The organism is Stenotrophomonas sp. NA06056 (assembly GCF_013364355.1).
GTDB lineage: Bacteria > Pseudomonadota > Gammaproteobacteria > Xanthomonadales > Xanthomonadaceae > Stenotrophomonas.
Window position 1 is genome coordinate 2,687,784 of record NZ_CP054931.1, and the last position, 19,824, is coordinate 2,707,607.

General features: G+C 65.6%; 21 protein-coding genes and 5 tRNA genes. 6 read left to right on the plus strand and 20 right to left on the minus strand.

The features are described 5' to 3' along the window. Positions 1–22: 22 nt before the first annotated feature. Complete coding sequence (gene crcB, locus HUT07_RS12005; RefSeq protein ID WP_176021124.1) at positions 23–415, plus strand: fluoride efflux transporter CrcB; 393 nt, start codon at positions 23–25, stop codon at positions 413–415. Between the two features lie 3 nt (positions 416–418). Here the strand turns inward: crcB and HUT07_RS12010 are convergent, their stop codons facing one another. Next, the gene (locus HUT07_RS12010; RefSeq protein WP_176021125.1) at positions 419–1,252 is read right to left on the minus strand and encodes an AraC family transcriptional regulator; all 834 of its coding nucleotides are present in this window, start codon (positions 1,250–1,252) and stop codon (positions 419–421) included. On the opposite strand from HUT07_RS12010, the gene HUT07_RS12015 reads away from it, so the two are divergent. Further along, positions 1,209–1,880 carry a DUF6265 family protein gene (locus tag HUT07_RS12015; protein ID WP_254898853.1) on the plus strand — a complete coding sequence of 224 codons (672 nt, stop codon included), beginning with the start codon at positions 1,209–1,211 and terminating at the stop codon, positions 1,878–1,880. The two genes, HUT07_RS12010 and HUT07_RS12015, sit on opposite strands and share 44 nt — an antisense overlap. Before the next feature lie 35 nt (positions 1,881–1,915). Continuing rightward, entirely contained in the window at positions 1,916–3,001 is a 1,086-nt protein-coding gene (locus HUT07_RS12020; protein WP_176021126.1) for a hypothetical protein, read from the plus strand. Positions 3,002–3,014: 13 nt separating this feature from the next. On the opposite strand, the gene HUT07_RS12025 is transcribed toward HUT07_RS12020, so the two are convergent. Together HUT07_RS12025 and HUT07_RS12030 are read right to left on the minus strand one after the other, a co-directional pair. Beyond that, positions 3,015–3,284 carry a hypothetical protein gene (locus tag HUT07_RS12025; RefSeq protein WP_176021127.1) on the minus strand — a complete coding sequence of 90 codons (270 nt, stop codon included), beginning with the start codon at positions 3,282–3,284 and terminating at the stop codon, positions 3,015–3,017. 134 nt (positions 3,285–3,418) lie between these two features. Next, positions 3,419–4,057: a helix-turn-helix domain-containing protein gene (locus HUT07_RS12030; RefSeq protein ID WP_254898854.1), complete on the minus strand. Its 639-nt coding sequence runs from the start codon at positions 4,055–4,057 to the stop codon at positions 3,419–3,421. A gap of 243 nt (positions 4,058–4,300) precedes the next feature. Between HUT07_RS12030 and HUT07_RS12035 the strand changes: the two genes are divergently transcribed. Beyond that, positions 4,301–4,870, plus strand: coding sequence for a flavin reductase (locus HUT07_RS12035; RefSeq protein WP_176021129.1), 570 nt, complete (start codon positions 4,301–4,303; stop codon positions 4,868–4,870). Positions 4,871–4,879: 9 nt separating this feature from the next. Here the strand turns inward: HUT07_RS12035 and HUT07_RS12040 are convergent, their stop codons facing one another. From HUT07_RS12040 to HUT07_RS12060, 5 genes are all read right to left on the minus strand, one after another. Beyond that, positions 4,880–5,425 (minus strand): DUF4124 domain-containing protein, encoded by a 546-nt coding sequence (locus HUT07_RS12040; RefSeq protein ID WP_254898855.1) that lies wholly within the window; start codon positions 5,423–5,425, stop codon positions 4,880–4,882. A 90-nt stretch (positions 5,426–5,515) separates the two neighbouring features. Further along, positions 5,516–6,076 (minus strand): DUF998 domain-containing protein, encoded by a 561-nt coding sequence (locus HUT07_RS12045; RefSeq protein ID WP_176021130.1) that lies wholly within the window; start codon positions 6,074–6,076, stop codon positions 5,516–5,518. Positions 6,077–7,051: 975 nt separating this feature from the next. Next, positions 7,052–7,125: transfer RNA gene (locus HUT07_RS12050), tRNA-Cys, on the minus strand. A 66-nt stretch (positions 7,126–7,191) separates the two neighbouring features. Further along, positions 7,192–7,267, minus strand: a tRNA-Gly gene (locus HUT07_RS12055). Between the two features lie 154 nt (positions 7,268–7,421). Continuing rightward, a tRNA-Gly gene (locus tag HUT07_RS12060) sits at positions 7,422–7,497 on the minus strand. Between the two features lie 143 nt (positions 7,498–7,640). On the opposite strand from HUT07_RS12060, the gene HUT07_RS12065 reads away from it, so the two are divergent. Continuing rightward, on the plus strand, positions 7,641–8,027 hold the full coding sequence (locus tag HUT07_RS12065) for a hypothetical protein (RefSeq protein ID WP_176021131.1): 387 nt from the start codon (positions 7,641–7,643) through the stop codon (positions 8,025–8,027). 14 nt (positions 8,028–8,041) lie between these two features. On the opposite strand, the gene HUT07_RS12070 is transcribed toward HUT07_RS12065, so the two are convergent. Genes HUT07_RS12070 through HUT07_RS12085 form a run of 4 tightly spaced genes read right to left on the minus strand, consistent with a single transcriptional unit; the run spans position 8,042 to position 12,234 of the window. Then, positions 8,042–8,953 carry an HlyD family efflux transporter periplasmic adaptor subunit gene (locus HUT07_RS12070; protein ID WP_176021132.1) on the minus strand — a complete coding sequence of 304 codons (912 nt, stop codon included), beginning with the start codon at positions 8,951–8,953 and terminating at the stop codon, positions 8,042–8,044. Beyond that, positions 8,950–9,678 carry an ABC transporter ATP-binding protein gene (locus HUT07_RS12075; RefSeq protein ID WP_176021133.1) on the minus strand — a complete coding sequence of 243 codons (729 nt, stop codon included), beginning with the start codon at positions 9,676–9,678 and terminating at the stop codon, positions 8,950–8,952. The genes HUT07_RS12070 and HUT07_RS12075 overlap by 4 nt, the downstream gene beginning before the upstream one ends. Positions 9,679–9,688: 10 nt before the next feature. Further along, positions 9,689–10,828 carry an ABC transporter permease gene (locus tag HUT07_RS12080; RefSeq protein WP_176021134.1) on the minus strand — a complete coding sequence of 380 codons (1,140 nt, stop codon included), beginning with the start codon at positions 10,826–10,828 and terminating at the stop codon, positions 9,689–9,691. Continuing rightward, positions 10,825–12,234 (minus strand): TolC family protein, encoded by a 1,410-nt coding sequence (locus HUT07_RS12085; protein WP_254898856.1) that lies wholly within the window; start codon positions 12,232–12,234, stop codon positions 10,825–10,827. The genes HUT07_RS12080 and HUT07_RS12085 overlap by 4 nt, the downstream gene beginning before the upstream one ends. Positions 12,235–12,319: 85 nt before the next feature. On the opposite strand from HUT07_RS12085, the gene HUT07_RS20465 reads away from it, so the two are divergent. Beyond that, complete coding sequence (locus HUT07_RS20465) at positions 12,320–12,829, plus strand: hypothetical protein (RefSeq protein ID WP_254898857.1); 510 nt, start codon at positions 12,320–12,322, stop codon at positions 12,827–12,829. Between the two features lie 67 nt (positions 12,830–12,896). Here HUT07_RS20465 and HUT07_RS12095 read toward each other — a convergent pair. The 8 genes from HUT07_RS12095 to kdsB all read right to left on the minus strand — a co-directional run bounded on the left by HUT07_RS12095 (position 12,897) and on the right by kdsB (position 19,780). Further along, positions 12,897–12,972: transfer RNA gene (locus HUT07_RS12095), tRNA-Gly, on the minus strand. Positions 12,973–13,077: 105 nt separating this feature from the next. Next, positions 13,078–14,184 (minus strand): NAD(P)/FAD-dependent oxidoreductase, encoded by a 1,107-nt coding sequence (locus tag HUT07_RS12100; RefSeq protein WP_176021135.1) that lies wholly within the window; start codon positions 14,182–14,184, stop codon positions 13,078–13,080. Between the two features lie 137 nt (positions 14,185–14,321). After that, positions 14,322–14,397: transfer RNA gene (locus HUT07_RS12105), tRNA-Gly, on the minus strand. 229 nt (positions 14,398–14,626) lie between these two features. Continuing rightward, positions 14,627–15,256: a CDP-diacylglycerol--glycerol-3-phosphate 3-phosphatidyltransferase gene (gene pgsA, locus HUT07_RS12110; protein ID WP_176021136.1), complete on the minus strand. Its 630-nt coding sequence runs from the start codon at positions 15,254–15,256 to the stop codon at positions 14,627–14,629. A gap of 15 nt (positions 15,257–15,271) precedes the next feature. Then, positions 15,272–17,116 (minus strand): excinuclease ABC subunit UvrC, encoded by a 1,845-nt coding sequence (uvrC, locus tag HUT07_RS12115; RefSeq protein WP_176021137.1) that lies wholly within the window; start codon positions 17,114–17,116, stop codon positions 15,272–15,274. After that, positions 17,113–18,525 carry a hypothetical protein gene (locus HUT07_RS12120; protein ID WP_176021138.1) on the minus strand — a complete coding sequence of 471 codons (1,413 nt, stop codon included), beginning with the start codon at positions 18,523–18,525 and terminating at the stop codon, positions 17,113–17,115. The genes uvrC and HUT07_RS12120 overlap by 4 nt, the downstream gene beginning before the upstream one ends. Next, complete coding sequence (locus HUT07_RS12125) at positions 18,522–19,010, minus strand: low molecular weight protein-tyrosine-phosphatase (protein WP_176021139.1); 489 nt, start codon at positions 19,008–19,010, stop codon at positions 18,522–18,524. The genes HUT07_RS12120 and HUT07_RS12125 overlap by 4 nt, the downstream gene beginning before the upstream one ends. Next, positions 19,007–19,780, minus strand: a complete 774-nt coding sequence (gene kdsB, locus HUT07_RS12130; protein WP_176021140.1) for a 3-deoxy-manno-octulosonate cytidylyltransferase — start codon at positions 19,778–19,780, stop codon at positions 19,007–19,009. Before kdsB ends, HUT07_RS12125 begins: the two co-directional genes overlap by 4 nt. Positions 19,781–19,824: the final 44 nt, after the last annotated feature.

The window sequence follows — 19,824 nt, forward strand, 5'->3', positions numbered from 1 at the left end:
GAACACGCACTCGAGGCAAGCAATGCAGACGTTGAACAACTATGTACTGGTATTCCTGGGTGGCGGTGTCGGCGCCTGCCTGCGCCATGCCTGCAACCTGATCGGCACCCGCCTCGCCGCTGGCAGCTCCTGGCCCTGGTCGACGTTCCTGGTCAACATCAGCGGCGCCTTGCTGATGGGCGTGGTGGTGGAGGCATTTGCCCTGCGCAACGGCGCGTCGCCGCAACTGCGCCTGCTGCTGGCCACCGGCATTCTTGGCGGCTACACCACATTCTCCACCTTCTCGCTGGAAACCGGCCTGTTGCTGCAGCGGGGCCAGCACGGCCTGGCCGCACTGTACGCAGGCGGCTCTGTCGCCCTTGGCCTGGCCGGTCTGTTCGCCGGCATGAAGCTGACCCGGCTCGCGCTGGGGTGACACTCAGGCGGCAGCAACGCGGGCCTGTTCCCGCCACTGCCGTGGCGACTGCCCGGTGTGCGCCTTGAACGCCCGCGACAACGCCGCCTCGCTGCCATAACCAACCTCGTCGGCGATGCGTTTCAACGGTCGGCCCTGGCGCAGTGCCTGCTGCGCCAGACCTACTCGCCACCCCTGCAGATAATGTCCGGGCGTGGTGCCCATGGCCTCACGGAAACTGGCGGCGAACACGCTGCGCGACATGCCTGCGACATCAGCCAGATCTTCCAGCGTCCAGGCCTGGGCAGGCGCTTCATGCATCGCCACCAGCGCCAACCGCAGGCGTGGATGGCCCAGCCCGGCGAACAGGCCGCCGCGCATCTCGCCGCCCTCCATCAACTGTCGCAACACCTGGATCATCACCACCTCGAATAGACGGTTGACCATCACCGTGCGCCCGCAGCGTTGCTCGAATGCTTCCTCGAACAGCAGCTCCAAGGCGGCATCGCCGCCGTACAGATCAGCCAATGGCAGGCAGATGAAGTCGGGCAGCGCTGCACTGATCGGGTTGAGCCTGCCCCCCTCGAAATGGAGATTGGCACAGGCCATGTCCGCACCATGCTGCGGATCGGTGTGGAAGCGGTGCGGCAGCGGGCGCGGGTACAGCAGCAGGCTGGGAACCTCGACCTGCACCGTCTGCGCCCCATGACTGACCTGCAACGGGCCGCTCCGCACCAGATGCAGCTGGCCGGCCTCGCCCTCTCCTTCGAGGCTGTTGATGCCACACAGCGCACCGGCATGGAACACCGAGGCGGTGACCGCGAAGCGTTCAAGCAGGATGGCGAGACGATCGGCCATGACGGGACTCCAGATCAAGCGGACAGGTGCAGATGCGCCAGATCGTATCGAATTCAGTGCTGCCGCGCACGGCACTGGCCGCAGTGCCGGGGCGGCGCTATACAAGCGGCACATCCTGCGCATGGAGGCTGCAATGTCGATCCGTCCCGCCCTGAGTCTGCTGCCGCTGCTATGCGTCGCGGCCAGCACACACGCTGCCGGGCCGCCTCAACCGATCGAGCACCTGGCCTGGCTGACCGGTTGCTGGCAGCTCGACGGGCAACCTGCTGGCGCCGGCGAACAGTGGTCGAGTCTGGCCGGTGGAACGATGCTGGGCAGCAGCCGCAGCCTGCGTGACGGACGTACCGTCGGATTTGAGTTCATGCAGTTGCGGCAGCACGACGATGGTCGCCTGGTGTTCACGGCCCTGCCCTCTGGCCGTGACGCTACCGACTTCACCACCACGCACATCGATGGCAACGAAGCCGTGTTTGAAAATCCCCGCAATGATTTTCCACAGCGGATCAGCTACCGCCGCATTGACGACCAGCACCTCCATGCACGCATTTCGATCGCGCGCGACAACCCTTCCCAGGCGACGGATTTTCCGATGCATCGCATTCCCTGTGGTGTGACGACGGCCAAGTGATGAAGCCAATGCCAACCACAACGACCGCCACGTCAATGCTGCGAGCATTCCAGGGGCTGGCACTGGCGGCCGCGCTGCTGCTACCGCATGTTGCGCTGCCTGCTGTGCCCCGTCCCACACCGTACACAACCAGCGGTGAACTGCAGGGTGCACGCTGGCGCTTGGACGTACCCGTCAGCTGGAACGGTGAACTGGTGATGCTTGCCCACGGCTATGAACCGGTAGGCGTTCCGCGGCCTTCACCGATGCCGGCCAACGACAGCACCGCCGGCCTGCTTGCAGCAGGCTACGCCGTCGCGCAGAGCGCCTATGCCAGCCAAGGCTGGGCGGTGGCGGATGCGATCGACGACATGGAACGCCTGCGCGTGCACGCCCTGTCCGAGCTGAAGGACGTGCGTCGCACCTGGATCCTTGGCTTTTCGATGGGCGGCGCGGTGGCCATCGCCACCCTCGAACGCCTGCCGCAGCATTACAACGGTGGCGTATCGCTGTGCGGCGCCAACCTGCCCGGCGAACAGTTGGCCAACGATCTGCTGACCACACTGGTGGCGTTCGACTATTTCTTCCCCGCAGCCGAGGGATTGCCCCAGCAGGGCCTGGCCTCGGCAGAAGCTGCAGCACTACCGCAGATGACGCTCTATCAAGGCGTCGCTGCTGCGCTCCAGGCCCAGCCGGCGGTCGCCGCGCAACTGGCCACTCGGCTGCAGGTAAGCACCGATGCACTGCCGGGCACGATCAGCCTGCACGCGATGATCCTGCACGAACTGGCCACGCGCGCCGGCGGCATGCCCGTCGGCAACCTTGCGACGGTCTATCGTGGATTCGGCGATGACGATGCATTCAACGCGGGTGTGCGACGGCACGCAGCGGTTCCACTGGCACAGCGATATGTGCGCGGGAAGCTGGCGTTGACCGGCGTGGTCAATCGACCGCTGGTGATCCAGTTCAACAACGATGACCCAAGCATCGTGCCGCGCATGCAGTCGGTGTACCCACAACTGGCAGAGCACGCAGGCGCGACGCCATCGCCGCACGTATTGCCGAGGGTCGGCGAAGGCCACTGCAGCTTTACGGATTCACAGGTGGTCGAGGCGTTGAAGGCAGCAGCGGCTGCCCGCTGAGTACTCGGCCGCATCAGTGGCCGAGCGTACCCATGGTGAAGGTATAGCCGGAGCGCATGAGGAACTCGCGCATGCGCAGCTCGGCGCGGCGGGGAGACGGAAGATCCGGCGGGCCATACAGCGCATAGACCACGCCAGCGCCCTCGATGCGTTCCCGGCGCACATCACATTGACGGCTCTCCGAGGCGAGGACCCAGCCGTCCTTCAGTTGATCGGGGCCGATGGACTGCCCGTTCTTCAGCCGGAATGTAAGCCAGCGCACATCTGCGGTGGATCTGCTCATTGCCCGCCAGCTGCATCGTGCATGCAGCCCCTCATGTCCTTGCCTGCCATTGCTGCTCCCGAAGACCAGGACTCCGACCATACCCCGTCGCCATGTCGTGGCCGGCTGAGACTGACAGGAGCGCATGGCGGGTCTCAGGCGCCTACATCGAACAACCTGCGGAAGGCCGCCTGCCCGGCCGGCGTGATCCCAAGGTCGCGCCGGCCTTCAAGGCGACGCAGCCAGCGGTTCTGCAGGAAACTCTCCAGCAGCGCTTCGCCGACCATGCCGGCCATATGCGGACGGCGCTCGGTACAGTCCAGGCACCCTCGGCAGTAGCGCTCTGGCGTCACCCGCGGCGATCGCTCGATCAGCGCTGCCAGCGGCTCGCCCACGGCGCGCAGGACGTCGGCGCCATGAGCCGTCATCTGCCAATGGTCTGCGGCCGCGACTATCGCTCCGATGGCAAGCAGATGATCGGAGATGGCAACGGCGTATTCACCAGCCAGATGCCGATAGCACGTGCGCGCCCGACGGAAGCCGGCATCGACCCGAACGGTGCGTGGCGAGAGCGGTGGCCGTTGATCGCTGAAACGCAGGATGCCTTCCAGCATGTCAGCGACCTCGCTCGAAGCGAGCCGGTGATAACGGTGCCGTCCCTGTACCGCCACGGCCAGGATGCCGCCGTCCAGCAACCTCCGCAGATGAGTGCTTGCGGTCTGCGGCGAGATGCCAGCAACGCCAGCCAGTTCGGATGCCGTGTGGGCGCAGCCGTCCATCAACGCCACCAGCATGGCCGCGCGTGCGTGGTCACCGACCAATGTGCCGACAGTGATGAAAGCGCGGGAGGTCTGGACCATGACCGCATTGTGGCATGCCACCCGCCATGCATTGTTCGACCTGGATCGAAGCTTCCGCGCTCTTGCACAGAGCACAGTGACCGCCCGCAACCCATGAGTTCAGGCATGCCATCGAACGACACTCAACGCCGCTGCATCACCCCTTCCGTCCTCTACCCGGGAACGCCTGTGGTGCTGATGACCACGCTGAATGAAGACGGCAGTGCGAACATCAGTCCGCTTTCTTCGTTCTGGGCGCTGGCCGACCGCGTGGTGCTCGGCATCGGCGAACAGGGCCAGGGCTGCAGCAATCTTCTGGCACGTGGCGAATGCGTGCTGAACTTCGCCGATGCCACGCAGGCGGCACAGGTTGAAGCCATCGCCCGTGCCACCGCGCGCAGCCCCGTGCCCGATTCGAAACGTGATATGGGTTACGTGCATGTGCGTGACAAATTCGCACTGGGCGGCTTCAGCCGCGTCGACTCGGTGCGGGTTGCACCGCCGGCGATCGCCGAATGCCCGCTGCAGGTGGAGGTCGCGCTGCTTGCCTCGCATCGACCCAGCGGAACACCGGATCAGGGTTTCATGATCATAGAGGGACAGATCTGCCGGGTGCATGCACACGAGGCGATCACCGTTGCAGGTACCCAGCACATCGACGTGCAGCGCTGGGCACCGCTGATCTACTTGTTCCGTCACTATGTGGGCATCACCACGCCGGTGGCACGCAACTTCCGTGCTGACACCCCTTCGCAGCTACCTGCATGACACCTGCGATCAGGAAGAAGACGCTGGCGCGTTCGAGTACTTCTCGTGCACCTCTTTTTCGCGTTCACGGCGCGCGCTCGAACAGCGCTCGCGGGCCGTCGACATCTGGCTATCGGCCGAGGTGCGCTCCAAGCTCAACGACTGTTGCAGGCTGGAGATCTGCGCACGGATGCCGGATTCGCTGGTGGCGCCGGCCAGATTGCTGCCGGCAGCAGCCAGTTGCCGGTTCAGATCGGCCACTTGTTGATTGACCGCCTGGCTGCGCGATTCGAATGGGCCATAGATGCGCGACTGTTCGCTCTGCAGGCAGTTGCGCTCGGCAATGCCGGCGTCATTCATTTCGGCAGTGCGGTAGACCGCGGTGCGGTTGGTAAGCTCGCCAACCGATTGCGATGCCGCGCGATTGGAACGCAGCTTCATCGGCTCCGCGCCCGCGGTACAGGCGTTCTGCGAGTAGACGGTCTCACCGGACGCACCCTTGCACTTGTAGACCTGCGCCGACGCCAGCGGCGCGACCAGCAGCAGCGCCAGCGCGATGCCAGGTTTCATGTTCATGCCAGACCTCCTGTCCGGGGCCCTTCGGCCCGTTTGGCCATACGCTACGACTGATCGTGCGTCCGGGCAAATGCCCTCACGCCCGGCAAATCAGCGCCGGAATGAACGCAGCTCCAGCGCCGCCAGGGTGTACCAGCCGAACGCGGGTAGCAGCGCAAGGCGCTGGGTGAGGCCGCGATAGGGCTCCGGATCGAAGCCGGACATCATCAGCCACAGATAAGCCATGCCCAGCAGCGAGCTGGCGCGCGCAAACCATGCCACGCGCGTTGACGCCTGTGGGCCCAGCTCTGCGAGGAACGGCAGCGGGGTCAGGATCGAGAAGATGCCGATGCCATAGAGGCCATGCAGCGGGCTGCCCGTGGTGAAGACGCCATTGCTGACCATGGACACCCCGAACAGGCTGGAGGTGAGCACAGTGAGCGCGAAACGGCGGCCGTGGGCGAGCAACGCGAGGCTGAAGAGGATGATGGCCAAGCCACTGACCATCGGGCCGACCTGCACCGCCTTGGCCGGCAGCCCCGGCATCAGGCCCAGCTCGCTGAGGTGCTGCGAGAGCGGGTGGTAACCGGGCACGCTGAATGCAAAGGCGATCAGGGCCAGCATGGCACCGAGGGGGAGGTACACGGCCTGCTGGATCGCCAGGTTTCGCACTGCGGCCACCACTGCTGAAGAGAAGTGCGGCGAAGTTAGCAGCCGCCCTCGCCGGGTCGCATGTGCATTTTGGTACAGCCTGCCGGTGCCGGATTTCGCGCAAAGAAAAAGCCCTGCCGCAGCCGGCGACGTCGATGACGCCGAAGTCCCGAAGGACGGCGTTGAGCGTCAAGCGAAGATCAGGAGACACCAATGCCTTGATTAAGTTGGAGCGACTAGTCTTCTTCGCTGTGCTGGCCTCAACAAGCGGGGGCAGTGATCGAACCCAGACCTGCAGTTGCTCGGCGATAGGTCGCTGCCGATTCCCCGTACTGCGTGCTAATGTCCAACGCCACTAAACAGGGACGGGTCATGAAGAAGCGTGTTGCTTGCTTGGCGCTGTTGGGAACGTTGATGGGCTGTTCGACTACTGCGGTCGAGTCGGGTCGGGAACATCCAATCCCCGCGGAGCGCGTTTTCCTTCCGAATCTCCTGGAGCCGAGTGCTGAGCGATCCGCGCAGATCGTCGTAACAAGGGATCAGGGTGTGAAAGGATCCGCCTGCGCGTACCTGCTTTTCTTGGACAACGCGAAGGTGATATCAATCAGGTCCAGCGAGAGCGCAACGTTGCACGTCACTCCGGGCGGCCACTTCTTGCGATTGGAGACGACTGGCGGGTTTTGCGGGTCCAGCGCTACTTCTCAGAACGTAGTCATTGGGGCGGGTGAGCGGCAGGCGTATCGAGCGATTCAGCCGGCCTCTGGTGAGGCACACCTTTCTCGATCCGAGTGATGGCCGTCACTTCCCCAGGAAGGACGCCGCAAACACGGCGTTCTTCTCGCAGAAATCTTCAAGTCACACGTATTTTTCAACGCGGGTTCGCCACCCGACAACCGCTGGCAGACCAATGATTTCAGGCCCGAATCAGGGATTCGACACAAGGTTGCCGAACGCCAGGCAAAGAAAAAGCCCTGACCGAGGTCAGGGCTTTTCAATTGGAGGCCTCAAGCGGAATCGAACCGCTGTAAACGGATTTGCAATCCGGTGCATAGCCACTCTGCCATGAGGCCAACGTACTGCGATCAGGAACGACGCCCCTGATATGACAAAACCCCGCGATGGGGCCTGTCCGAACATGGAGCGGGAAACGAGACTCGAACTCGCGACCTCAACCTTGGCAAGGTTGCGCTCTACCAACTGAGCTATTCCCGCATAAGCCGTCATGATACCGGAAGCCCGGGACACACACCAGCCATTTCACAACAGTTTTCACTTTTCTGACTGCGCGCAAAGCCTTGTGGCTCAACGTGCCCCGCCTTGCCGCGGCGGGAGAAAAACAAGGCCCCAACCGGGGCCCTGTGCAATCTGGAGCGGGAAACGAGACTCGAACTCGCGACCTCAACCTTGGCAAGGTTGCGCTCTACCAACTGAGCTATTCCCGCAGATTCTCCGACCTGCGTCGAAGGAGCGCTATTGTGTCCAAATTCCTTCACGCCGTCAACAGCCCACTTATCCGATGAACCCGCCTACGAGACCACACTACGTCCACCTGTTCTGGATCCTTGTCGCCCTCACCTGGCTGGCGGTGATCGCCGCCTTGGTCAATGCGGGCTTCACGCCGGACTACTGGATGTTGCGGCACTTCGATGGCGGAACACTGCCCTACCCAACCCACAGCGTTGTCGTATTCGCGCTGTTGAGCACGGTCGAGCTGGTGATCGCTGCGCTGATAGTGCGCCCCTGGAGGTTTGATCGCTTGTGGCTGCGACTGTTGCTCGCCTTCGCGCTGCTGCTGGCGTGGACCTTCCCGTGGCTGGCCTCAGCCATGCACCAGCCGCCCGTGCAGGGAATGCACCTGCTATGGTTGCTGCTCCTGGATGTGGGACTGCTGTTGGCGTTGTGCGTGGTGTCACTGGTCACTGCGTGGCGGGCATTGGCCAGAAGGAAACAAACAGGCCGCGCGCTCCCATAGAGAGAGCCGCGCGGTTACTTCCGGAACTCCACCCGCACGTGCTGGCCGACGCGCGCCTTTGCCGCACTCTCGAACTCCAGCACGCACTCCACCACCCTGGCCACGCCACGCCCTGCGTCTTCGGGCAATCGCGCCGCCGCGAACACCGGGCTGATGCGGACCACACGTGCCGCCGGCAGCGCCTTGCCCTCGGCACCATCGCTGTCGATCACCACCGTCGCACGCATGCCAACCTGCACGGCATCGACATAGGCCGCGCCCAGTTCGGCGCGCACCTGCAACGGTCGAGCCGGAAGCAATGACATCGCTGGCTTTCCAGCCTGCACGAACGCCCCCACGCCGGGCACCTGGCCAACCACGGTGCCGGCATCCGGCGCGGTCAGCGACATCTGCCGCAGCTTGAGTCTGGCGTGCTCCAACTTGTGCTGGGCCATCTCGACCTGCGCTCCGGCCACATCGACATCGGCGCGAACCCCAGCCAATTGCTGCCTGGCTGCGTCGGCCTGCTGATTGGAAGAGACGCCTTCACTGGCGCCGGCAGCCAGCCGGGCGGCATTGCGCTCCAACTCCCGCAGTTGCACCTGGCTGCCCTTCAGCCGGTCGGTGGCGAGCGCGAGATCGGCGTTGGCCATGCCCACTTCCTGTTCAAGCAGTGCGCCATCCAGGGTGAGCAGGACATCGCCCTTGCGGACCACCGCCCCTTCCTTCACCGGCGCGGTGCTGACCGGGCCATCCATCGATGGCACCAGTGCGATCAGCCCGCCCTCCACATCGATGATGCCGCGGGCGACGGCCACCTTGTCTGCACTGGTGGACGTGGACGCGGCCGGCTGTGCGGGTACGGGTGCATCCCTGCTGCAGGCACCCAGCAGCAATGCCGCGCCCAAGGAGATGCTGAGGGAAAACAACGGCGGCATTCTGGTCATCGGCTGGGCTCTACGGTTTCGTTCTGGCGGCGGTCATCGCGGACCGTGCCGTCTTCCATGGCGATCACCCGATCCGCATGGCGGATCAGGCGTGGATCGTGGCTTACACACAGCACGGTGGCCTGATGCGCGCGTGCATAGCGGTGCAGGATGTCGATCACTCGCTGGCCGTTCTCGGCGTCAAGTGCGCTGGTGGGCTCATCGGCAAAGATCAGCGTGGGTGACTTGGCGAACGCACGGGCAACTGCCACGCGCTGCTTCTCACCGCCGGACAACTGCGCCGGCCGCATGTGGCTGCGATGCGAGAGGCCGACCTCTTCCAGCGCTTGTCGTGCCAACGGTTCGCTGTCGCGGTTGCGCATGCCGCGATAGCCCAACGGCAGCTGCACCTGCTCCAGCGCGGTCAGCGCCGGGAACAGATTGAAGCCCTGGAACACGAAGCCGACGTGATGCAGGCGGAAGCGCTCCACCTCGCTGCGGGTCATGTGGCTGACGTCCTGGCCAAGCGCATGCACGCGACCGCCGTCGGGCGTGGAGAGCCCGGACATCAGCGACAGCAGCGTGCTCTTGCCGCAGCCGGAGGGGCCCGACACCAGGGTCAGTTCGCCAGGGTAGATGTCCAGCGAAAGGCCACGCAGCACGGGAACGTGCACATCGCCGGACAGGAAGCCTTTGTGCAGCGCGTCGGCACGCAGGGTCGGGGCCATGAGGGAGGTGTTCGTCATCGGTCGTCCCTCAACGCAACAGCAACGATGGATCGGAGCGGACAACGCTGCGCACTGCCATGATGCTCGACAGCATGGCCATCACCGCGACCAGCGCCACGCAGCCAAGGACCACTATCGGCGTCAGCTGCACCGGCACGCGCTGGGTCTGTGCGGCCAGCAGCACCACCGTGCTGAAGGCTGCGGCCAGCAGCATGCCGACGCCGCCGATCAGCACGGCCTGTTCGAACACCACCCGTGCCAGCGCATAGCGGCCTGCACCGAGCGCATTGAGGGTGGCGTACTCGCGCACGGAACCGGCCACCACCGCCGCGAACGACTGGTTGGTGATCACCGCGCCGACGAAGCAGACGATGACCGCCATGAACAGCACCGCGATGCCGGCACCGGTGTCGAACAGCCAGTACTGCTGCGAGCGGCTGGCGAACTCCGGTGCTGTCCAGAATTCAACGGACGCGGGGTGGCCTGTGGATGCGCTGAGCCGATCACGCACACGACCGGCCAGCTCCGGTGATCGCGTGCCCGCGACGAAATAGGTACTGCCTTCATGCGGGTCGGTTCCGGCAATGGCACGCGCAGTGTCCAGTGACGCCAGAACATTTACACCGCCGAGACCGCGCAGGCCGGGTTGCGCGGCAACCACGCGCACAGCCTTGCCGTTGATCCAGGCAAGGTTGCTGCGCAGATCGACGCCCAGCGTATCCAGGTCCGCGCTGTCGACGATCACCACACCGGGTTCGCGCAACTGCGCACGCAGCCCAGGCGGCAGGATGCGCGAGAACATCATCGCGTCGTCCGCGGTGGAGATACCGGACAGATACACCGACACATTGCCGGTACCCGGGCCGTTGGAGCGCCACTCGCCGTCGACCCATTCGTAGGGCTCGACGCGGGTGACATCCGGGTCCATGCGCAGCCGGCTTTCGACATCCGCGCTGACCGCATGGCCGTAGTTCACGCTCTGCGTTCCAGCAAAACCAGCCCATACATCGGCGCTGGACGCCTTCACGTAAATCGCAGCGGTGCCGAAGATGCCCAGCACCAGTGCTGCCTGCACGATCAGCAGCACACCGGCAAAACACATTGCCAGCACCACCGGCAGGAACCGGCGCCACTCGTAAACAAGGGTTTTGCGGGCAAGCGCGATCATTGCGCCTCGCCTTCCGGTTCGACCGGCAAGGGTGCGCCACCCACTGCGCGGTACAGGGATGCGAAGGCGAGCACGCGCGCGCCCTGCGCGCCAATCAGATCGGCGTGCGCGGACAGCGCCGCACGCTGGCTATCCAGCCCGTCGAACTCACTGGAGAGGCCAAGCTGCACCTGCCGTGCCTGTCGTGCGACCTGCTGCCGGGTCGCTTCGTCTGCCACCTGCAGCGAGCGGATGCTGCTGTCCTGGCGAGCCAGGCTGCCCAGTGCGCCTTCCACTTCAGCCACGCCCTGCAGTACGGCCTGGCGGTAGCCCAGCAACGCCGCATCCAGTTGCTTGTTGTCGGACTGGTAGCGCGCGCGCCGCTGGCCCCAATCCCACAGGGGAATGTCGATGTAGGGACCGATCGACGGGCTGGAATCGGAATTGGAGCGAGCGTTCTGGGTGAGGTTGTAGGCGTACAGGATGGAACCGCCCAGACTCAGTCTCGGGAACATCGCCGCGCGAGCACTGCCCTTCTCGGCGGTGGCCTGCAGTACATCGGCCTCGGCCAGCAGGATCTGCGGGCGATGGCGCAGCAGATCGGCGGGCACCTCCCGCAGGGTGAAGGCGCTCAACTGCGGCGGCGTGCGGTAGGCATTCCAGGCCGGATCCGGACCCTCGCGCCCCAGCAGCAGCGCCAGCGCACGCGCGGCGTTGCCTGCGCTTTCATCCGCCTGTGCAATGGCAGCGCGTGTGGCCGCCTGCCGAGCACGCAGGCGATCCAGTTCGCCAGGCTCGTCTAGATGCAGGCGCTGCCGCACCAGGGCCAACTGTTCGCCGCGCGCATCAACGGCCAGTTGTTTTCCCAGCAGATCTGCCTGTGCCTGCGCGACGGAGAGATCCAGGTAGCTGCGCACCACATCAGCGATGACCGCCACCTGCGCCGCACCGCGCAGCGCTTCGGCATTTCCGTTGGCCGCCTGCGCGCCCAGACGGGCACTTTCCGCTGCGCCAAACAGGCCAAGATCCCAGATCGCTTCGACGCCTGCATGGAAGTAGGTGTCGACCGCAGCAGCGTCCTGCACCTGCTTGGCGCTGGCCGTTATCTCCGGACGGAAACGCGCATCGGAGGTGCCGGATACCAGGCGTACCGCCTGCAGCCGCAGGGTGGCCTGCTGCAGGTCCAGATTGCCGGCGATCGCCTCGTCCACCAAGGCGTTCAGGCGCGCATCGGCCAGCACCTTCCACCACTGCCGCGCATCAACCGCCACGCCCTGTGCAGGGGCGGGCTGGCTCCAGACCGCTGGCGTGCGGTCGGGCAGGTCCGGAACGGGCACCGACATGCAGCCGACCAGCATCATGCTGGCCAGCAGCACGCCTGCTCCCAGCACGATGCGGGGCAGCGCGGCACGCCGTCGAACGGACATCACAGGGGAAGTGAAGCGATTGGCCACCCGCCCACCTTCGTGGAGAGAGAAGCCGAGGAGGCTACGCCGCGATTGTGGAGTGGACATGGAGAATCAGTCGGAGCTGCGTTACAGCACGTATGGGGTGCATGCATTGCGAACCCTCGGCCTTTCCGCAGCCTTTCATGGGCGCCGCCAAGCTGAACGCTGGACTGTCGGCAGGCGCTGCGGCACATTGGCCGACACACCCCACCGGCAGGCAGTACGTTTGAAATCCAGCCCTCGCCGCATGCTCGGCATCTTCATGGCCCTGCTCGTTGTCGGCACGATGGCGATCTGCCTGGCCACGCAACTGGCGTCCAACGCGGCCATGCTGCTGATGGACAGAAGCAACTTCATTCCCGCGCAGTCGTCGATCTTTTTCTTCGAACCCTCCGTGATCAACGACGGCTCGTCGAACTACTGGCTGTATGGCCAGGACCGGACCTACTACTACCACTTCACCTACCAGGCAGACGCGCCGTATCTGTACATCCCGCGGAACAACACCTGCGTCGACTTCGACCGTACGGACGTGCGGACCTGGTGCAGCGCAAGCCGGGGCCTCCCGCGCTAGCAGGCTGCACCTCCAGAGCGGCGCGCAAACGAAAAACGCCCCCTTTCGGGAGCGTTCTTCTTGAATCTGGAGCGGGAAACGAGACTCGAACTCGCGACCTCAACCTTGGCAAGGTTGCGCTCTACCAACTGAGCTATTCCCGCAGATTCCGTTCGACCTGCGTCGAAGGAGCGCTATTGTGTCGGGATTGCTGCACGGCGTCAACAGGATTCTGCAGCCCTGTCACAGGCCAGCGTTCAGCTTCCGGATCACACCCTCATACCCCGTCGGTGGAAATAGATTTGTTCGGCCAGCCGGCGCACCGGGCCGGTACGCAGCAGCGCGTCGACCGGCCAGTCCCGCTGCAGGTGGTCCATGGCCCAGCGCAGTACGCGCTTGCGTTGAAACGTGGGCGCCGACTGCCGTGCCACCTGCTCAGCTGCGGGCCCCTTGCCGCGCCGATGCAGCCCGATCGCATCACCGACCGCCCAGCCGTGCCGCCATGATGAGTGGATGCCGCCGGCCGACAATGGCGAGACGACACCCGCTGCATCACCGGTAAGGATCACGCCCGGCGCGGTGATCGGGCCATCCGGCAACCCGCAGGGCACCAGCCCCGCACGGGTGCCGGCAACCTCGGCCGAGCGCGGAAGGCCCACCACGTCGCGCACATGTTCAAGGAACCCTTCGATATCCGGCGGGCGGGGGCGTGCGGAATCGTGGCGCTGCGCCAGCCCCACCTGCACACCGGTGGGATTCTGCGCGGCCCAGCCGATGTAACCGGGTGCGAAGCGGCGGCTGACAAAGCAGTGCAAGGCGTCGCCTTCCGGCAACTGCACGCCGGCAAACTCGCGCTCGACGCCATACAGGTTGTCGCGCACCTGGCCCAGGCCGGTGCGCTGCGCGACTCGCGAACGGGCACCATCAGCGCCGACCAGATAGCGCGTGCGCCCTACCCCTTCGACCTGCCATGCATCGCCGTCGCGGCAGGCGCCGGTGAACGACTGCCGCAACCTCAGGTCCACGCCACTTACACGCAGTTCGCTGGCCAGCCAACGCATCAGGTTCGGCGTATCGGTGGTGAGGAAGTAGTAGCCCGGTGCGGCCAGCAACACGTTGCGCAGGTTTGGCGCGTACAGGCGCACGCGCGCGATGCGTTGCACCAGGTGTTCTGGCATTCGCCTCAGCCAGGTCTGTTCCATCGCCTCCTTCACCACGATGCCGGTGGTATGCAGCCGCTCGCCGGGGTCGGCCTTGCGTTCAAGCACGCAGACACGCAGGCCGTACTGGGCGGCGGCGAGTGCGCAGGCGGCACCGGCAAAACTGGCGCCAACAATGACCAGATCGTAGTCGTTGACGGTGGGAGTGAGAGGCATCGCGGCATCACCGTTGAAGAAGGAGATGCAGCATCGAAACGTCACGTGGTGAGGCGATGGGGTGGCGGTGAAGTGAGTATGAAGCGCGCTGGACGCAAACGAGAAACGCCCCCTTGCGGGAGCGTTTTTCTTGAATCTGGAGCGGGAAACGAGACTCGAACTCGCGACCTCAACCTTGGCAAGGTTGCGCTCTACCAACTGAGCTATTCCCGCTTGGGAGGCGAAATTTTACCTATTCTGGAAATGGCGTCAAGCGGTTTTTTAGGGGTCTGCGAGGCGCCTTGCACCGCGTATCCACGCATGGCGTGGATCTACTCCACGCCCCCACAAATCGGTAGATCCGCGCGTGGATGGACGCTTCAGTAGATCCACGCCATGCGTGGATGGAGACGTCCCCGGTGTCAGAACCCCTACCTGCGGAAAGGGATCCGCCCCGCCATCCTCAGCCGTTGCCCAGCTTCTTCTGCCGCGAACGCTCGCGCGCGGCGCGCTCGTCGTCACGCAGGCTGGGCCAGGCGGCGTGCAGGTACTGCAGGCCCGACCACAGGGTCAGCACTGCGGCAATGGCCAGGGTCCAGTCACCGATATGGAATACCGGCGGGCCCATCCAGATGTCGTCCACCGGCACATTCGGCGCCACCGAATACAACAGGCACAGCAGCGCGACCATCTGTGCGGTGGTCTTGACCTTGCCGATCATCGCCACACGCACCTTGGCGCGCTGGCCGAGTTCGGCCATCCACTCGCGCAGCGCCGACACTGCAATCTCGCGGCCAACGATCACCGCCGCCCAGAACGCCATCCACGGCGTCGGATGCCCCTGCACGATCAGGAACAGCGCCACCGCCACCATCAGCTTGTCCGCGACCGGGTCGAGGAAGGCACCGAACGCCGACTCCAGGCCGTAACGACGGGCGATCCAGCCATCAAGCCAGTCCGTGATCGCAGCCAGGCCGAAGATTGCCGCCGATGCGAAGTTGGTCCAGGTGTAGGGCAGGTAGAACACCAGCACCAGCACCGGGATCATCACGATCCGCAACAGGGTCAGCCAGGTGGGGAGGGTCAACGTCATGCTGCTTTGTTCTCTTTACTCGGCCGGATCCGGCGTGGCCAACCCGTGCAGGTTAGCGTAGATGCGTGCCGCGAGGGCGTCATTGATGCCTTCAACCTTGGCGATTTCAGCTTCACCGGCCGCTTTCAGGCCGACCAGACCGCCGAAATGCTTCAACAGGCTGGCACGTCGGCGCGGACCGATGCCGGCGATGTCTTCCAGCTTGCTGGTCATGCGGGCCTTCTGCCGCCGCCCGCGATGGCCGGTGATGGCAAAGCGATGCGCTTCATCGCGCACCTGCTGGATGAACTGCAGGGCGGGATTGGCCGCACCCGGGCGCTGTTCGCGACCATCGGGCATCACCAGGGCTTCATGGCCGGCGCGACGTTCCGCACCTTTGGCTACGCCCACCAGCAGCACACCGTCCACCCCCAGGTCCGCCAGCGCCGCCTGCGCCTGTGCCAGTTGCCCGGCACCACCGTCGATCAGCAGCACGTCCGGCAACACGCCCTGCTCTTCCACCGCGCGGCGGAAGCGGCGGTCGATGGCCTGGCGCATCGCGGCGTAATCATCACCCGGCTCGATGCCGCTGATGTTGAAACGGCGGTACTGCGCGCGCACCGGGCCTGCGGCATCGAACACCACGCAGGAGGCCACGGTGGCTTCGCCCATGGTGTGGCTGATGTCGAAGCACTCCACCCGCTTCACCGGTTCGGCCAGCCCCAGCATGACCCGCAACGCTTCGCTGCGCGCGTGCTGCGCGGTGCGGCTGTTGATCTCGGTCGCCAGGGTCAACTGCGCGTTGCGGCTGGCCAGCTCCAGGTAGCCGGCGCGCTCGCCACGGACGTTCCATTTCAACTGCACCTTGCGCTCGGCCGAGGCCGACAGCGCCGAACCAATCAAGTCGGCATCGGGAATTTCGCGGTCGAGCAGGATCTCGCGCGGCGGCTCGAATTCGATGTAGTACTGCGAAACAAAGGCGGCCAGTACTTCATCCGCGCTTTCCTCGCCGTTGGTGCGCGGAAAGAATGGACGGGTGCCCAGGTTGCGGCCGTCACGGAAGGCCAGCAGCATCACGCAGGCCTGCGAACCCTGCATGGCCACCGCCAGCACGTCCAGGTCGGCAGCACGGCCGTCCACGTACTGGCGGGTCTGCATGCTGCGCAACGAGGTGATCAGATCGCGCAGACGGGCGGCCTGCTCGAATTCCAGCGCTTCGCTGGCAGTCTGCATCTGCTCGCCCAGCTCCCGGGTCAGTTCATCGCTCTTGCCTTCCAGGAACATCGCCGCGCGGCGCACCGACTCGGCGTAGTCCGCGGCCGGCACCAGTTCCACGCACGGCGCGCTGCAGCGCCCGATCTGATACTGCAGGCAGGGCCGCGAGCGGTTGCGGAACACGCTGTCCTCGCAGCTGCGCAGCTTGAACAGCTTGTGCATCAGGTTCAGCGTTTCGCGCACCGCGGTAACGCCGGGATACGGACCGAAGTAGCGACCTGGAATCGCACGCGGTCCGCGATGCAGGGCGATGCGCGGCCAGTCCTCGCGGGTCAGCAGCACATGCGGGTAGGTCTTGTCGTCGCGCAGGGACACGTTGTAGCGCGGCGACAATGACTTGATCAGCTGGTTTTCCAGCAGCAGCGCTTCGGCTTCCGAGCGCGTCACGGTCACGTCCATGCGCACGATCTGCGAGAGCATCGACATGATGCGCGCGTTCTTCGGACTGCCGTTGAAATAGCTGCCCACGCGGTTGCGCAGCGCGCGGGCCTTGCCGACGTACAGCAGCGTGTCATCGGCGGCGTACATGCGGTACACGCCCGGGGCGGTACTCAGCTGGGCCGCGAATGCCTTGCCATCGAAGGGTGGGACGGGAACAACAGTCATTCGCTGATCGGCACTTCGCTGAGCACGCCGCTGTCAGGGTCCAGGCGCAGTACGGTGTGGGAATCCGTTTCGGCAATCCATACGGCACCAGCACCGACGGCCAGCCCGGCCGGGCCGTGCAGGCGCCGCGGCAAGGGCTGGGTGGTCAGTTCGCCGCCCCCCAGACGCAACGTGCGCAGGCGGCCATTGCCGGTATCGGCGATCCACAACAACGGGGTATCCGGGCTCAATGCGATCGCCTGCGGGAACTGCAGGCTGGCCTGCGCGCGCGGGCCATCGTCTTCACCGAAGCGCCAGGTGCCCTGCCCGACCAGGGTCTGCACCAGATCACCGCGCAACTGCAGCGAACGGATCGATGAACCCAGCGCGTCGGCTACGTACAGCACCTGCTGGACCACAGCCACGGCGGCGGGCTGGGCGAACGCGGCCACGTGACCGCTGCCGTCGCGCTCGTCGATGGCACCGCTGCCGGCGCGCCACTGCAGACTGCGTTGGCCGAGGTGATAGCTCCAGATGCGGTTGTCGCCGGCCATGGCGATGTGCAGCTGGTTCTCGGCGATGGCCAGGCCAACCGGATGATCCAGCGATACCTGCCGTGGCTGCGCCACCGGCCCCTCCTCGGGAGCGCCCGGACGTCCGTTGCCGCACAGGGTATCGACCACGCCGGTCAGCAGGTTGATGCGGCGCACGGCATGGTTGCCGGTATCGGCCACGTACAGCGACTCGCGCTCCAGTGCCAGCGCCTGCGGCCTGTGGAAGGCGGCCTCGGCGAGGTTGCCGTCCATGAAGTCGGCGGTACCCAGGCCGAACTGACGCAGCACCCGGCCGCCATGACTGCATTCCAGAATACGGTGGCGCCCACTGTCTGCGATGTACAGCCGTTCCTGGTTCACCGCCAGGCCCATCGGGAATCGCAGCGCCTGGCGCGGCTCGGGGTGCAGTTCACTGCCACCGCGCGAAGGGGCTGACGGCGCCCCCTCGCAGAGGGCATTCAAGGCCCTCTCCAGCTCGCCCGGCGCGCCCTGGCCAATCAAGCGCTGCTGTTCGCGGCCCTGCGCGTCCAGCAGCACCATGGTCGGCCAAGCGGTGATGCCGAAGCGGCGCCAGCCATCCCAATCGGCATCAAGCAGCACCGGCATGGTCAGGCCTTGGCGGCGCAGCAGTTTCAACGCAGCACCGGCATCACGCTCGAAATCGAAGCGTGGCACCTGCAGCACGAGGGGTTGCAGCTTGCCAGGGTGGCGTGACAGCCATTGGCTGAACTCGGCCAACCGTTGCGCGCTCCACACAGAAGCGGCGTTGAGGAACAACAGCGCGACCGGCCTGCCACGCAGTTCGGTCAGGGTGCAGGGCGCGGCATTGAGCCACGCGGCGAACTCGGGCAGGTCCGGGACGGGCTGGATGTTCATGGCCCGATTATGCCGGAGTCGGCGTGATGCAACAGGCGTGCCACGGTACGTTCGGCAGCAGCGTCCACCAGCGACCAGACCTGTTCGAAATGATCGCTGCCACCGGTATAGGGATCGGGAATGGCGCGTTCACCCTGCCCGCCCGACCATGGCAGGTACAGCGCCAAGCGCTCGCGCTGGGCGGCGGTGGCAAGGCGTGCGGCATCACGCAGGTTGGCTTCGTCGGCGCACAGGATCCAGTCGAAGGCATCGAAGTCCTGCGGCTGCAGTTGTCGCGCGCGCAAGCCCCCCAGGTCCACGCCATGCCTGGCCGCGCACGCAATGGCGCGCCGGTCGGGTGGCTGGCCCACATGCCAGTCGCCGGTACCGGCCGAATCGACCTGCACCCGCCCGGCCAGCGCCGAGGCCTCCAGACGGGCGCGCAGCGCACCTTCGGCCATCGGCGAGCGGCAGATGTTGCCGAGGCAGACGACCAGCAGCTTCATCGCGTCGCCATCGCCTGCAGCAGCGTTTCGGCGCGCTGCAGGTCTTCAGGGGTGTCGATGCCCGGCGGGAAAGGTTCGGGCGAGATCGCCACGGCGATCGGGTAGCCCGCCTCCAGCACACGCAGCTGCTCCAGCGATTCCATTTGTTCCAGCATGCCCGGCGGCATCGCGGCGAACTGCTGCAGGAAGCCTGCACGGTAGCCGTAGATGCCGATGTGACGCAGCCACCGGTGGCCCTCGGGCAGGGCTTCGCGGCTGCGGGCAAAGCCATCGCGATGCCAGGCGATCGGCGCACGGCTGAAGTACATGGCCTCGTTGCGTACGTTACGTACCAGCTTGACCACGTTGGGGTCGAACAGCGTGTGTGCGTCCTCGACCGGCGTGGCCAGGGTCGACATCGGCGCGCTACCCTCCACCAGTGCCGCAGCCACGGCGCGGATGCCGGCGGCCGGTGCGAACGGCTCATCGCCCTGCAGGTTGACCACGACGGTGTCGTCCGCCCAGCCGGCGATGCGCGCGCATTCTGCCAAGCGATCGGTACCGGAGGCATGCGAAGCCGCGGTCATCGCCACCTTCACCTCCTCCAGGCCATTCAGCGCGTCGGCAATGCGCGGGTCGTCAGTCGCGACCCAGACCTCACCCGCGCCGGCCTGCAGCGCGCGGCGGGCCACATGCAGCACCATGGGCTCTCCACCCAGCAGGCGCAGCGGCTTGCCCGGCAGCCGCGAAGCGGCATAGCGGGCCGGGATGGCAACAACGAAGTCGGTCATGCGGGCGGTACTCGGCAGGCGCGATACAGCAGGAATGCGGCCGG